Annotated in this window: 17 protein-coding genes; 13 read left to right on the top strand and 4 right to left on the bottom strand. The window is 42.2% G+C overall.

All coding sequences use genetic code 11. The annotated features are described in order from the left end of the window. Position 1: 1 nt before the first annotated feature. Entirely contained in the window at positions 2 to 1288 is a 1287-nt protein-coding gene (gene hemL, locus ACHZES_RS13200; protein WP_395549166.1) for a glutamate-1-semialdehyde 2,1-aminomutase, read from the top strand. 195 nt (positions 1289 to 1483) lie between these two features. Here the strand turns inward: hemL and ACHZES_RS13195 are convergent, their stop codons facing one another. Further along, complete coding sequence (locus ACHZES_RS13195; protein ID WP_205621751.1) at positions 1484 to 1936, bottom strand: LysM peptidoglycan-binding domain-containing protein; 453 nt, start codon at positions 1934 to 1936, stop codon at positions 1484 to 1486. Between the two features lie 387 nt (positions 1937 to 2323). Here ACHZES_RS13195 and ACHZES_RS13190 point away from each other — a divergent pair, with 387 nt between their 5' ends. Beyond that, positions 2324 to 2869 carry a hypothetical protein gene (locus ACHZES_RS13190; RefSeq protein WP_395549165.1) on the top strand — a complete coding sequence of 182 codons (546 nt, stop codon included), beginning with the start codon at positions 2324 to 2326 and terminating at the stop codon, positions 2867 to 2869. A gap of 244 nt (positions 2870 to 3113) precedes the next feature. On the opposite strand, the gene ACHZES_RS13185 is transcribed toward ACHZES_RS13190, so the two are convergent. Continuing rightward, positions 3114 to 3692 carry a dipicolinate synthase subunit B gene (locus ACHZES_RS13185; protein WP_038283289.1) on the bottom strand — a complete coding sequence of 193 codons (579 nt, stop codon included), beginning with the start codon at positions 3690 to 3692 and terminating at the stop codon, positions 3114 to 3116. Between the two features lie 11 nt (positions 3693 to 3703). Next, positions 3704 to 4537: a dipicolinate synthase subunit DpsA gene (dpsA, locus tag ACHZES_RS13180; protein ID WP_395549164.1), complete on the bottom strand. Its 834-nt coding sequence runs from the start codon at positions 4535 to 4537 to the stop codon at positions 3704 to 3706. Positions 4538 to 4657: 120 nt separating this feature from the next. Between dpsA and dapA the strand changes: the two genes are divergently transcribed. Next, complete coding sequence (gene dapA / locus ACHZES_RS13175; RefSeq protein WP_038283292.1) at positions 4658 to 5563, top strand: 4-hydroxy-tetrahydrodipicolinate synthase; 906 nt, start codon at positions 4658 to 4660, stop codon at positions 5561 to 5563. A 99-nt stretch (positions 5564 to 5662) separates the two neighbouring features. Here the strand turns inward: dapA and ACHZES_RS13170 are convergent, their stop codons facing one another. After that, positions 5663 to 5905, bottom strand: coding sequence for an HPr family phosphocarrier protein (locus tag ACHZES_RS13170; RefSeq protein WP_038283294.1), 243 nt, complete (start codon positions 5903 to 5905; stop codon positions 5663 to 5665). A gap of 183 nt (positions 5906 to 6088) precedes the next feature. Between ACHZES_RS13170 and ACHZES_RS13165 the strand changes: the two genes are divergently transcribed. The 10 genes from ACHZES_RS13165 (at position 6089) to ACHZES_RS13120 (ending at position 12815) form a co-directional block, all read left to right on the top strand. Continuing rightward, positions 6089 to 7015 carry an AraC family transcriptional regulator gene (locus ACHZES_RS13165; RefSeq protein WP_038283295.1) on the top strand — a complete coding sequence of 309 codons (927 nt, stop codon included), beginning with the start codon at positions 6089 to 6091 and terminating at the stop codon, positions 7013 to 7015. A gap of 90 nt (positions 7016 to 7105) precedes the next feature. Then, positions 7106 to 7510 carry a hypothetical protein gene (locus tag ACHZES_RS13160; RefSeq protein WP_395549163.1) on the top strand — a complete coding sequence of 135 codons (405 nt, stop codon included), beginning with the start codon at positions 7106 to 7108 and terminating at the stop codon, positions 7508 to 7510. Positions 7511 to 7534: 24 nt separating this feature from the next. Beyond that, the gene (locus ACHZES_RS13155; protein ID WP_395549162.1) at positions 7535 to 8455 is read left to right on the top strand and encodes a DUF2156 domain-containing protein; all 921 of its coding nucleotides are present in this window, start codon (positions 7535 to 7537) and stop codon (positions 8453 to 8455) included. Positions 8456 to 8457: 2 nt separating this feature from the next. Further along, entirely contained in the window at positions 8458 to 9507 is a 1050-nt protein-coding gene (locus tag ACHZES_RS13150) for a GNAT family N-acetyltransferase (protein WP_038283301.1), read from the top strand. A 137-nt stretch (positions 9508 to 9644) separates the two neighbouring features. After that, the gene (mgrA, locus tag ACHZES_RS13145; RefSeq protein ID WP_395549161.1) at positions 9645 to 10634 is read left to right on the top strand and encodes an L-glyceraldehyde 3-phosphate reductase; all 990 of its coding nucleotides are present in this window, start codon (positions 9645 to 9647) and stop codon (positions 10632 to 10634) included. 48 nt (positions 10635 to 10682) lie between these two features. Continuing rightward, positions 10683 to 10880 (top strand): DUF951 domain-containing protein, encoded by a 198-nt coding sequence (locus ACHZES_RS13140; protein WP_038283305.1) that lies wholly within the window; start codon positions 10683 to 10685, stop codon positions 10878 to 10880. A gap of 150 nt (positions 10881 to 11030) precedes the next feature. Beyond that, positions 11031 to 11318 (top strand): 30S ribosomal protein S6, encoded by a 288-nt coding sequence (gene rpsF, locus ACHZES_RS13135; RefSeq protein WP_038283306.1) that lies wholly within the window; start codon positions 11031 to 11033, stop codon positions 11316 to 11318. Between the two features lie 22 nt (positions 11319 to 11340). Then, a complete protein-coding gene (locus ACHZES_RS13130; RefSeq protein ID WP_395549160.1) occupies positions 11341 to 11796 on the top strand; it encodes a single-stranded DNA-binding protein in 456 nt (151 codons plus the stop codon). Between the two features lie 21 nt (positions 11797 to 11817). Further along, positions 11818 to 12084, top strand: a complete 267-nt coding sequence (gene rpsR / locus ACHZES_RS13125) for a 30S ribosomal protein S18 (RefSeq protein ID WP_038283310.1) — start codon at positions 11818 to 11820, stop codon at positions 12082 to 12084. A 212-nt stretch (positions 12085 to 12296) separates the two neighbouring features. Further along, the gene (locus tag ACHZES_RS13120) at positions 12297 to 12815 is read left to right on the top strand and encodes a GyrI-like domain-containing protein (protein WP_395549159.1); all 519 of its coding nucleotides are present in this window, start codon (positions 12297 to 12299) and stop codon (positions 12813 to 12815) included. Positions 12816 to 12900 lie beyond the last annotated feature (85 nt).

Below are 12900 nucleotides of genomic sequence, written 5' to 3'. Positions count from 1 at the left end.
AATGACTAAATCAGAACAACTATTTGAACGAGCAGTAAAACATCTTCCAGGTGGAGTAAATAGCCCGGTTAGAGCATTTTTATCAGTAGGCGGAAGTCCGCGTTTTATTGAGTCGGCAGATGGGGCATATATCTATGATGTAGATGGAAATAAATATACTGATTATATAAATTCATGGGGGCCGATGATTCTAGGTCATAATCATGAAGTTATCCGCAAGGCAGTGATAGAAGCAGCACAAAAAGGTTTAAGTTATGGTGCTGCTACAGAAGTTGAAGTTGAAATGGCAGAACTATTATGTGAAATTGTTCCATGCTTTGAAATGGTTCGAATGGTAAACTCAGGAACAGAAGCAGTAATGAGTGCCATTCGAGCTGCAAGAGGATATACAAGAAGAAGTAAAATTATCAAATTTGAAGGCTGCTATCATGGTCATAGCGATGGTTTGTTAGTAAAAGCAGGGTCTGGAGTAATGGTTGCTGGAATTCCTGACAGCTTGGGAGTTCCAAGCAATGTTGTAAAAGACACATTACAAGCAAAGTATAATGATCTGGATAGTGTTATCGAATTATTTGAGCAGAATAAGGATGAAATTGCTGCGATTATTGTAGAACCAGTGGCTGCTAATATGGGAGTTGTATTACCACAAGAGGGATTTTTGCAAGGTCTAAGAGAGTTATGTACGAAACATAAAGCACTTCTGATTTTTGATGAAGTAATTACAGGTTTTCGCCTTTCTTTAAGCGGAGCACAAGGTTATTATAACATCCTGCCAGACTTAGCTACATTTGGAAAAATTATTGGTGGTGGTATGCCGGTAGGTTGCTATGGTGGACGGCGTGAAATCATGGAAATGGTGGCACCGGTTGGTCCGGTATATCAAGCAGGAACTTTAAGTGGAAACCCGGTAGCTATGGCAGCAGGTATGGCTCAGCTTAAGTATTTGAAGGAACATCCGGAGGTTTATACTAAGGTTAATGAACTTGGAGAGTATTTTAGGAATAAGGTTGATAAGTTATTTGGCAGTTATAATAGAAAGTATCAAGTGACTGGGATAGGTTCCCTAGCATGTATTTTCTTTGCTAATTCTAAGGTTACGGATTATGAGACGGCAAAGACGGCAGATACGAAGGAATATGCAAGGTATTTTAGATTTATGTTAGAACATGGAGTATATATAGCACCTGCTCAATTTGAGGCAATGTTCTTTTCTTATGCTCATACTCATCAGGATGTTGAAGACACCATTTTTGCCATTGAGGAGTATTTAAAGACAATAAAAAAATAAAATATTTAACGAGTAAACGTATGAAAGAAAAATACTCCAACTTTCAAATCTTGATTGAAAGTTGGAGTTTTATTTGTAAAGCGATTCCGTTACCTGATAATGCTGTTCATCCGCCTGATAAACGGAATGACAGGACATATGCAAGATTCACGGCTATGATTTTCATTACACATTCTGAAATTACCGAAAAAGCAGCTATTGTGTATTGTCGGAATCAGTTGTATAGGAATATGTTTCTTCCGGATAGTAGGTCATATCACTATTGTCATTCATTTTCTCCGGAGTGAAATCCTGGATATCCATGGAACGGAACCAGAAAGGTAGATTGGACAAGTTGTATCCGGCCGGGATTAAGATTACCTGACCTGTTCTCAGATTGCCGGGGTTTAAACCGCGATTCAGAGCCATAATGGTATCTACGGTGGTGCAATATTCACGAGCAAGAAGCCATAAGGTATCATTTCGCCGAACGACATGGGTCCGAAGACCTACAGGACATCTACCGGAAGGAGGAGTCGTGACTGGTGGGCGTGGAGCTCTTCTTGCCGGAACGCAAATGGTCTGACCCACTGTTAAGTTCTGTGGATTTAAGCCTGGATTTGCCGCTCTAATAGCAGCAACGGAAGTATAATAACGTTGTGCAATCATCCATAGTGTATCACCGCGTCGAATGGTATAAGGAAACAGTCCTTGAGGACAAGTAGCCATAATATTACTGCCTTTCAATAAAACAATTTGTCTTATGTTATGCTTAGAAAATAAGAAAGTACCTGTCATTCTTGGCCAAATTTTAATTTATTTGACGGACAGGATTTGACAGCCAAAGGACTGGTTTGCCTATTTCCTTAATTGCCTAAATGATATTTGACAAAAGATATTTGGTACATTATAAAATAATGGTAATATTTATTTGACCAAGCTCTTATGATAATACCAATATTAAATTAAAATAGCCAACAATAACCATACCATCACCTGTCACATTAATCATGTGTTTGACATTAGGTAGATGGCTGCTGGCAGTCAGGGGGACAAATGGTATTATCAGAGGACTTAAATGGTAAAGGTTTTTCCTTACAGAATGTAGATATAAAGGACTTGGAAAAATACATCGATATAAAAAGAATCTGCCATAAGAAATACGTAGACGAATACAATGACGGTTGGATCGAGGATATTCAAATCATTATTAGCACTAACAGTTTTCATAGAATGCTAAAATATAGTTGTTTTCAAAAGATACTATTATACGGTACTACGGTTGGTTTTTTCGCATTTCATGAACAGCCGGATAAGATTGGCGAAATATCCCTCCTGCTTACTGAATCCGTTCAGCAAAAAGGGATAGAAGCGTTTTACCTAAGGCACATTACATCCCTCTCCAGACAGGTAAGCAAACCAATATTTTTATATGTTTATAAATCTGATCCAGTTCAGGACCTATATATGCAATTCGGATTTATAATATATGATCAATCTAGAACACATTATTTAATGAGCTTTAATCAAGGCCATACAAATGATATAAACAATACAAACGGCATTAGAAATTACATGAACCGCATTTTAATAAAGGAATAGGGGGGAGCATGTATAAAAAAGCCTGCCAGTTCCTGTAGGTTGTCCTGTTAAGTGGAAGTGATATCTTGCAGATTGCTTGTCAACATAGTCACTGTGGATATAATACACAACAGGGCTTAATATTGCTGTGAATCCACATGATAATATCTCTGAGGCCGCTGCAAGACAAATCTGCACAATTTTAGGTGTCTGTCTGTTCAATTTGCCATCGCAAATTCATCCTGCAGCAGTCCTATTACAGAGATTAATAAATAACTGGCTGAATCTGTTTCCCGTCTAAAGCATATTCCAGCGTATCCGCAATGAGTTCCGTGTGCGCGATCATGGAATTAGGTTTTTTCACTGGGTCATCCTGACCAAAGGGAACAAAATAGATATTCTTCACATTAAACAATTCACCCACATTCTTAAAATTAATTCCAAGTGCATCATTGGTGGAAAGAGAGATCACCAGGGGCTTGGAATTTCTTAAATGGGCTTTGGCTGCCATGAGCACTGGGGTATCCGTGATGCCGTTGGCCAGCTTAGCCAGGGTATTTCCGGTACAGGGAGCGATGATCAGGATATCCAGATAGCCTCTGGGTCCGATCGGCTCTGCTTCCTCCAGGTTCAGGATGGGTTTATTGCCTGTCATGGCTGAGATCCGCTTCATGTATTCACCGGTATCACCGAAACGGGAATCCGTTGTCTGTACATTGGTGGAAAAGATTGGGTATATATCGGCTCCTTTATCCACCAGAACCTTTATTTCTTTTTCTATTTTATCAAAAGTACAAAAGGACCCGGTAATCGCCAGGCCTACTTTCATTCCTTCCAGCTTCATATGACACTCCTTTATGACAGAGATTTAACAATTGCTTCGTACAAAATTTCCGCAGATGACTGGGGAGCGTAGATTCCAGGCAGTCCCGGGCAAAGCTTGGCGCGGATATTCTGCTGCCTGCAGAAACCAAAATCAACGCCGCCGGGGGCGGATGCGATATCAATGATCGTTACGTCCGGATTCATGGAACGGATCAGATCTTTTTCTATGATAAGGGCTGGGATGGTGTTAAAGATGAACTCATAATCCCCTATAACCGGGGGCAGGTCGCAAAGTGCTCTGGCATGAAATCCCATGGAAGCCGCCTGAACAAGCTGTATTTCTTTTCGTCCGGCAATGGTCACTTCCGCATCCAGGCCCTTTAATTTCAGTGCCAGGGTTTTTGAACACCGGCCAAAGCCGGTCACAAGGCATTTACTTTTGTGAAGGCAGCCGGGACTTAATCGAATGGCCTCGGCAATGGCGCCCTCTGCGGTTGCAATGGTATTTTTTACGGTAATATCCTCCATGTCCATATAGTCAAAGCATGCAATGCCATTTTCCTTGGAATATTCCTTTACATAGGCAGGGATGCTTCCGCCGAAAAGGATATGATCTGAGGTCAAAAGGTTTAATAGATTACCGATACCCAGATCCGTCATGTCGTTGTCGGAAAACAAGTTGATTTTGTCCCTGGTAAATGGGATGGGACAAATGATAACATTGCTGTTTTTTATGGCTTCTTCCATGGAAAATGAGGAATCCTCGCTGCTATGGTGAAGGGTTGTTTGAAAGCCGTTTTTGGTTAATATTTGGTTTAAATAAAGCTGCCTAGAATCGCCGCCTAAAAGAAGAAAATTATACATACGGTCATCACTCCTTATAATGGTTTATATGATGAAAAAATTGATTTGTGTATGGTACCAACAGGGGATGTTTGTCATACTTTTGTTAGTATGAACCTCTAATTTTGGGAATGAGTGCCTATGAAAGATGCGATTTTTAAAGGCTCAGCGGTAGCCATCGTTACGCCCATGGATAGCCATGGAAACCTGGATTTTAAGGCAATGGAAAAATTACTGAAATTTCAGCTGGAAAACGGCACGGATGCCATTGTGGTCAATGGGACCACAGGGGAATCCGCTACGTTGGAAGAAAAGGAAAAGTTGGAACTGATTGAGTTTGTGGTACATTATGTAAACCATCGGGTTCCCGTGATCATGGGAACCGGAAGCAACTGTACGTCCCACGCCGTGCGCCTGTCTCGAAAGGCCCAGTCCCTAGGGGCATCCGCACTTCTGCAGGTAACTCCGTACTATAACAAAACCTCCCAGCATGGGCTGGTGGAGCATTTTACGGCAGTGGCAGACAGCGTGGAGATCCCCATCATCCTTTATAATGTCCCGACCCGCACTGGGGTTAATATCAGTCCGGAAACCTATTTAAAGCTGTCAGAACACCCCAATATCAGGGCCGTTAAGGAGGCAGGAGGAAATATATCCAGTATTGCAAAAACTGCCGCCCTTTGCGGCGACAGGCTTGACCTCTATTCAGGGAATGATGACCAGATTGTGCCCATCCTATCTCTGGGGGGCAAGGGAGTGATCTCTGTTTTAGCTAATATCATGCCTTTTGAGACCCATATGATATGCCAGTATTTTTTTGAAGGTGAAATAGAAAAGAGCAGGAATATGCAGCTGGAGTTGCTTGCTATGATGAATGCCTTGTTTATGGATGTAAATCCTGTGCCGGTTAAGGCGGCTCTATCCATTCTGGAGCTGTGTGAGGAAAGCTACAGACTTCCTCTTACCCGAATGAAGGATAGGGATATAGAGACATTAAAACAGGTCATGAAATCTTATTTCCCTCATTTACAGGATAGAAGTCTGTAGGGGAAGTATAAAGATCTTGTTAAAGTTTAAGAGGAACCATAAAAAAGATGCCCGGTAAATCATTGGATTACCGGGCATCTTTTTGTACCTATGTATTGGTTATGCTGTTTTTTGGTCAAGCAGAAAATCGGACAGAGTATCCAGAATTTCCTTGTGGTCATTGTTATGGATGATAAGCTCCAGATCGGCATCCGGACAAATGGTCATAAGGCCGAGAAAGGACTTGGCATCAATGATAACGCTTCCTTTGCATAAATCCATGTCACAGTCATACTGGTTGACTGCTTTGACGAATGCGGTTACTTCGTCAATGCTTCCTAAGCGGATTGGGTACCTTTTCATATGGCTCACCTCGTTAATAAAGATGGTTGTATAAAGATAAAATTCCAAGCTGATTATATGTAATATATAATAAATAAGCCATGTCTAAATTTGTATAAAAACCGTCCTTTCTTGCAAATAATGGAGGGATGGTGGTATAATAGTCCGGGGTAAAGCATAAGAATCTGCTATTTGGAGGGAAGCATGAAAAAAGAACTTCTGGAATATTTAAAGAGCGCATCAGAAGGGAATAATGATGTATGGAAAAGCCTGGTTGATGAGGAGGCTGCGATGGGCCAGAGGAAGCTGATGGACATGTGCTGCCAGCCTCACAAGATTCCGATTCCAGATCATTGTCACAATTATATAGAGCTGGTTTATATGTATAGTGGGTCCACGGTTCATGTGATCAACGAGACCAATATTCTTCTAGAGACCAATGATCTTCTGCTCATAAGGCAGGGGACGAGACATGCCGTCGAACCTGCAGGCAGGGATGATATTGCAGTTCATTTCTTTCTGCTGCCGGAATTTTTCTTTCATCTGGAGCTGATGGTAGAGGAAGGCGGCGTTCTGCGCCACTTTTTTACCGGGTCTCCATCAGGAAAGCATTCTGTGTCGGATTATCTTCACTTTCATTTGCAGGATATGATGCCAGCGAAGAATCTGTTGGAGAATATGATCTGGTCCCTAATTGGAGATAAAAAGGGCAGAGAGGAAATTAATCAAGCTACCATGGGAATACTGATCATGGAGCTGTTTCATAATGCAGATAAGGCAGAATTGCATGATATGGCCCAGTATGAGGAAAAAATAGCAATGACTGCATATCAATATTTAGAAAACAACTATCCAACCGCAACGTTAGAAGAGTTTTCGACTCAGGCCATGCAGCCGTCTTATTATATCAGCCGTTTATTTAAACGGCATTATCAGGTGACGTTTACGGAATGCCTGCAGCTAATTCGGATGATGAGGGCGGCGAATTTTCTTACCTCTACGTCAAAGCCAGTGGAAGAGATCATTGCGGAAGTGGGTTATGAAAACAACAGTTATTTTCACCGGCTGTTTAAGGAACGGTATGGCCTGACTCCCAAGCAGTACAGGGATACGACTAAAAACCAATTCTGAAAAGATTATGAAATATTTACCAGGAACATTGACTTTCAACCGATACGTTATTATAGTTAAGTCAAAGTGAAAAGAGGCGGCAGATACAGGATGAATGGATTTAGAGAACGTTTTGCGCGTTTTATGATCGGAAGATATGGCATGGACAGGCTGGGACAGTTTTTGAACGCCATAGCTTGTGTTTTTCTAGCAGCCGGATTGTTCAACCGGAGCTGGTGGCTGAATATTGGTACATTGGTCTTTCTGGTTTTATGTTATTTTCGAGTGTTTTCAAAAAATATTGGAAAGCGTTTTGAAGAAAATCAGAAATTTGAACACATCTGGTTTCATGTCTCAGAAGTATTCCGAAGATGGCGTTTTAAGCTTCAGCAAAGCAGGAAATATCATATTTACAAATGCCCAAATTGCAAGCAGAAGATCAGGATTCCCAGGGGAAAAGGAAAGATCAGCATCCATTGTCCAAAATGCGGCACCGATTTTATAAAAAAAAGTTAGCAGTAATTATAGAAGGGAACGACTATGAATTTACAATTTAAGCCGATTGAGGCAGAAGATATAAAGTTAATATCGCCTTTTTATGCCTTGCGGCCCAACAGAACTTGTGACAGTGTATATTTAGACAGTTTTATCTGGAGAAACTATTACCATGTGAAGTATGCCATAAGCGACGATAAAGCATTGCTGTTTTTGATGGAAAAGGACGGAGAGCCTTTTTCCGCAATGCCCATGTGCAAAGAGGAGGATCTTCCTCATTATTTTCAAGAAATGGTAGATTATTTTAATGAGGTTTTAAAAAAGCCTCTTCGCATTTATCTTGCAGATGAAGAGGCAGTTAATTTCTTAAAGCTGGATCCGGAAAAGTTTGAGGTCATAGAACAAGAAGACTTAAAGGATTATCTTTATGATGGGGAAGCCATGAGAACCCTGGCAGGGAAAAAGCTTCATAAGAAGAAAAATCACTTAAACTCTTTTTTAAGGGAATATGAGGGCAGGTATGAATACCGGACTCTTTGCTGTTCGGACCGGGATGATGTACTGGAATTTCTGGATGACTGGTGGGAGAATAAGGTGGAGGCCGCAGAATTCGTCCGGCAGCTGGATTATGAAGTAATGGGCATCCATGATATTTTGAAGAACTGTTCTATGCTTAACGTGAGGATGGCAGGCGTTTATATTGACGGAACTTTAAAAGCCTTTACCATCGGCACCTACAATTCCTTTGAAAATATGGCAGTCATACACATTGAGAAGGCTGACCCGAATGTGAAAGGACTGTACCAGTTTATTAACCAGCAGTTTTTGATACATGCATTCCCGGAAAATCCGGTGCTTATCAACCGGGAGGATGATGTTGGAATGGAAGGGCTGCGAAAGGCGAAAATGTCTTATTACCCCATTGACTTTGCAAGAAAATACGGAGTCGTACAGAAGGGCTTTTAACTATGATACGGTATTTGAAGCAGGAAGAAAAAGGCGAGAGCCGGGCGTTGTGGGAAACGGTTTTTTCTGAAGATTCCCAGAGCTTTTTGGATTATTATTATTCGGATAGGGTACGGAAGAATAAGATTCTCACTGCCTGGAATGAGGACCGTGTGGTAGCTATGCTGCACCGTAATCCTTATGAGGTGGTGGTTAAGGACCGTTTATGGAAGATTGATTATATAGCCGGTGTCGCTACGGATCCGGGCAGCCGCCATCAGGGATATATGAGGCGGCTTTTGAGCCGCTGTTTTTCCGATATGTATATGGAGCGGATGGGGTTTTGTTTTTTGGTGCCAGCTGATCCGGCGATATACTTTCCTTTTGATTTTACCTATATCTGCGATCTGCCGGAAGTGGCGCTGAGCGAAAAAGGACGGCTGCACTTAAGCCGCCGTGCTCTCGTTGAGCGGTCAGATGAGTGCAGGGAAGCTGCAAGGTTCGTGGGAAGGCAGCTGGAAAAGAAGTATGAGGTCTATGCACTCAGAGATGAGGAATATTATCTGAATTTAAGCAGGGAAGTCAGAAGCGACAGAGGCGATCTGATTCTTCTTTTTACCCGGGATGAGAGAGAACGATTGGTCGGTGTGTGGGCTTATTACGGAGAGACAGCAGAAAATCAGCGTGAGCTTATTTGTCTGCCTGATTTTATACAGAAAACAGGTCCCTTAAAGCCGGCTGTCATGGGCAGGATCATTCATCTGGAACAGTTTGTCTCCGTGATACGTTTAAAAGAGGATTGTCCGATCAGCGAAATGGAACTGTTTATTGAGGTAAAGGATGAATTTATCCGTCAGAATGATGGAGTGTTCCGGTGGAGGCTGGGACCGGAAGGTTCCTCCATTATTCCGATTAAAGATGCGTCTGGGATCAAGCCTCATCTATCCATGGGAATCAGTGAAATGACTTCCTGGCTGTTTGGATATAGGATGCCAACGGTACCTGAGGACAGAAGGTCTTTGGTAGAACGGATTCGGCCTTTAAAGGGTGTCTTTTTTGACGAAATCACTTAGAAGTTTTCACTTAAAGGAAAATGGATCAGGTCGGCTTTGGCGGGTTCGCTTGAATCCGCCTTATATTTTATCTAGGCCCGGCAGCAGGAATGGCTGCAGGAACGAAGCATGAAAAATGATTAAGAGGAGAAATAAGTATGTATCAGGCAGCGGAAAACAGATATGAGAAAATGGAATACAAGCGTTGCGGAAAAAGCGGAGTTTTACTTCCTAGGGTATCTCTGGGTTTATGGCAGAATTTTGGCCTGGAAAAGCCTTTGCAGGAGCAGCGGGAGATTCTCTTAAGGGCATTTGATATGGGAATTACCCATTTTGATTTAGCAAACAACTACGGTTCTCCGGCATTAGGGAAAGCGGAGGAGAATTTCGGAGAGATTTTAAAAAGCGATCTGGGTAAATACCGGGATGAGCTGCTCATTTCCACCAAGGCCGGATTTGATATGTGGCCCGGTCCTTACGGAAATTGGGGCTCCAGAAAATATTTAATGGCAAGCCTGGATCAAAGCTTAAAACGGATGGGGTTAGAATACGTGGACATTTTCTACCACCACAGGCCGGATCCGGAGACACCATTGGAAGAAACCATGAGAGCACTGGCTGACATTGTAAGACAGGGAAAGGCTCTTTATGTAGGAATCTCCAATTACGGAGATCAGGAGGCAAGGGATGCGGTACTTCTGTTAAAAGAAATGGGAGTTCCATGTCTGATCGATCAGCCAAGATATAACATGTTTGAAAGAGGGGCGGAAGATGGATTGTTTTCCACACTTCTTGAAAACGGTGTAGGCTGCATCTGCTACAGTCCCCTGGCTCAGGGAGCCCTGACTGACAAGTACTTAAAGGGCATTCCCCAAGAATCCAGAGCGGCAAGGCGGGGAACGACCGTAGGCGGACGTTATCTGTCAGAGGAAAAGCTGGGTCAGATAAGACAGTTAAATGAGCTGGCCTTAGAGCGGGGACAGACATTGGCCCGTATGGCTCTTTCCTGGGTACTTCGGGAAGAGGCAGTGACTTCCGTTCTGATCGGAGCCAGCAGCGTAAGACAGCTGGAGGACAGTACGGCTTGTCTTGATAATCTAAAATTTACACAGGAAGAATTGGAAAAAATCGATTCTATCTTAAAATAGGTAGGCAGCAGGGAAATTTGTCATGGATGGAAGGGGCAGGCGAAGGATATGAATTACGAGGTTGGAGATATAGTGAAACTTAAAAAACCCCATCCCTGCGGAAGCCAGGAGTGGGAAATTTTGAGAGTCGGTGCGGATTTCCGATTAAAATGCATGGGCTGTGGCCATCAGGTTATGGTGCCTAGGAAGCTGGTGGAGAAGAACACCAGGGGCCTAAAAGGGCAGGATGGCCTGCCAAAGGCTTAAAAAGTTGGAAATCAGAGGAAAAAGTTCAGGAAAATGAGAAAAGGACTTGCTTTTGTCAGATGTTTCCGGTATAATATTAATCCGTGACATATAGATTCCTTGCTCCTGTTACTGAAAGCAGGGGCCAGAGACCACAAGGAGGTAAGAAGCATGAACAAGTATGAGTTAGCCGTTGTTCTTAACGTAAAGCTCGAGGATGAAGAGAGAGCAGCAGCCATCGAAAAAGTGACAGGTTATATCACTCGTTTCGGAGGCACTGTAACAAACGTTGATGAATGGGGTAAGAAGAGATTAGCTTACGAGATTCAGAAAATGAAAGAAGGATTCTACTACTTCATCAAATTTGATGGCGATTCCACAACTCCCAACGAGTTGGAAGCACACATTCGTATTATGGAGCCTGTCATCAGATACTTATGCGTAAGACAAGAGGCATAATAGATAAAGAAAGCGTGATCGTATGAACAAAGTAATCCTTATGGGCAGATTGACCCGTGATCCAGAAGTAAGATATTCCCAGGGAGAGCGTGCTATGGCAGTCGCAAGGTATACCCTTGCAGTTGACCGCAGAGGCCGCAGGAATCAGGACGGCAATGAGCAGACAGCCGACTTTATCAATTGCGTTGCATTTGACAGAGCAGGTGAGTTTGCGGAGAAATATTTCCGTCAGGGCATGAGAGTACTGATTTCCGGAAGGATCCAGACTGGAAGTTATACGAATAAAGACGGCATTAAGGTTTATACAACAGATATCGTTGTAGAAGATCAGGAATTCGCAGACAGCAAGGGCGGAGCTCCCGGAGAAGGCGGCGGCAGTTATCAGCCAGTCTCCAGACCGGCACCCTCCAGTGCAATCGGCGATGGATTTATGAATATTCCGGATGGGGTCGAAGACGAAGGACTTCCATTCAACTAAATCTAATAGGAGGTAGTACCAATGGCATATAATAGAAATGATAAAGCTGATGGCGCTAAGTTCAAAAGAGGCGGTATGCGCAGAAGAAAAAAAGTATGCGTATTCTGTGGAGAGAAGAACGGCGTTATTGATTACAAGGATGTAAATAAATTAAAAAGATATGTGTCTGAGAGAGGAAAAATCCTTCCTAGACGTATCACTGGCAACTGCGCAAAGCATCAGAGAGCGCTTACTGTTGCAATCAAGAGAGCAAGACATATCGCTCTTATGCCTTACACAATGGAGTAAATCCTTATTTTATAAGGGTTTGTCGTGATATGGAAAGACTTCACACGAGAGTGTGGGGTCTTTTTTATTGTCAAGGCAATTAATTTGAGTTTCTATTGAAGGTGTTAAGTTTATTGAGTATAATTAAATGGCTAAAGTGATTATGAACAGTAAAATTTTGATGGCGTTATAATGTATTTCCAGAAAATAGATTCATAGGAGGAAGACAAATTATGGCAGAAATGAAAAAAGTCATCTACAAGGAAGTGGATGAACGCTTAATGGTTGGTATGTTCCGTGAAACCTCTTTTACAAATGCTGGTCGCGTATGGCAGGACTTCTATCAAGGAGATACAATTGAGAAACTTAACAAGCTGTCAGATGTCAAATACTGTGATGATATTGATGAAAATGATGGTATTGGCTTCATGTATCATTTTAGCGATAAAGAGAATTTCAATATTATCATTGGTGACTTTGTAGAAACCAATACAAAAATACCAGAAGGACTGTTTGCTAAATATATTCCTAAAGGTTTAATTGCGCATGTTCAAATCGAAGGAGATAATATTACAGATATACTCGATTCAGCCTATTTGCTGATTACGGAAGCTATTGAAAAAACTGGTGGAGTAATTGACTACGATAATTTCTATTGGTGCGAAGTTTATACACGTCAGCGTTATTCTGAACCTCTCCGCCGAAGTGAAAGGGTAATCATAGACTACCTTATGCCTGTTAAAGAAAAGTAATTGGGTCTTATTTAATGGCTCGTTGTAGAAAGGGACCTCGTATGAGAGTATGGGGTCCTTTTTTGTTGTCTTTGTTTATAGTCGC

It is taken from the genome of Lacrimispora sanguinis, assembly GCF_044987295.1.
Lineage (GTDB): Bacteria > Bacillota > Clostridia > Lachnospirales > Lachnospiraceae > Lacrimispora > Lacrimispora celerecrescens_B.
This window is presented reverse-complemented; position numbering and strand designations above follow the sequence as displayed.

Coding starts and splice junctions, on each gene's coding strand:
- ACHZES_RS13185 (WP_038283289.1), bottom strand. CDS start 3,692: ATGAAGCTGGAAGGAATGAAAGTAGGCCTGGCGATTACCGGGTCCTTT.
- mgrA (WP_395549161.1), top strand. CDS start 9,645: ATGTATCAGGCAGCGGAAAACAGATATGAGAAAATGGAATACAAGCGT.
- ACHZES_RS13120 (WP_395549159.1), top strand. CDS start 12,297: ATGGCAGAAATGAAAAAAGTCATCTACAAGGAAGTGGATGAACGCTTA.
- ACHZES_RS13195 (WP_205621751.1), bottom strand. CDS start 1,936: ATGATTGCACAACGTTATTATACTTCCGTTGCTGCTATTAGAGCGGCA.
- dapA (WP_038283292.1), top strand. CDS start 4,658: ATGAAAGATGCGATTTTTAAAGGCTCAGCGGTAGCCATCGTTACGCCC.
- ACHZES_RS13170 (WP_038283294.1), bottom strand. CDS start 5,905: ATGAAAAGGTACCCAATCCGCTTAGGAAGCATTGACGAAGTAACCGCA.
- dpsA (WP_395549164.1), bottom strand. CDS start 4,537: ATGTATAATTTTCTTCTTTTAGGCGGCGATTCTAGGCAGCTTTATTTA.
- ACHZES_RS13140 (WP_038283305.1), top strand. CDS start 10,683: ATGAATTACGAGGTTGGAGATATAGTGAAACTTAAAAAACCCCATCCC.
- ACHZES_RS13130 (WP_395549160.1), top strand. CDS start 11,341: ATGAACAAAGTAATCCTTATGGGCAGATTGACCCGTGATCCAGAAGTA.
- ACHZES_RS13190 (WP_395549165.1), top strand. CDS start 2,324: ATGGTATTATCAGAGGACTTAAATGGTAAAGGTTTTTCCTTACAGAAT.
- ACHZES_RS13160 (WP_395549163.1), top strand. CDS start 7,106: ATGAATGGATTTAGAGAACGTTTTGCGCGTTTTATGATCGGAAGATAT.
- rpsF (WP_038283306.1), top strand. CDS start 11,031: ATGAACAAGTATGAGTTAGCCGTTGTTCTTAACGTAAAGCTCGAGGAT.
- ACHZES_RS13150 (WP_038283301.1), top strand. CDS start 8,458: ATGATACGGTATTTGAAGCAGGAAGAAAAAGGCGAGAGCCGGGCGTTG.
- ACHZES_RS13165 (WP_038283295.1), top strand. CDS start 6,089: ATGAAAAAAGAACTTCTGGAATATTTAAAGAGCGCATCAGAAGGGAAT.
- hemL (WP_395549166.1), top strand. CDS start 2: ATGACTAAATCAGAACAACTATTTGAACGAGCAGTAAAACATCTTCCA.
- ACHZES_RS13155 (WP_395549162.1), top strand. CDS start 7,535: ATGAATTTACAATTTAAGCCGATTGAGGCAGAAGATATAAAGTTAATA.
- rpsR (WP_038283310.1), top strand. CDS start 11,818: ATGGCATATAATAGAAATGATAAAGCTGATGGCGCTAAGTTCAAAAGA.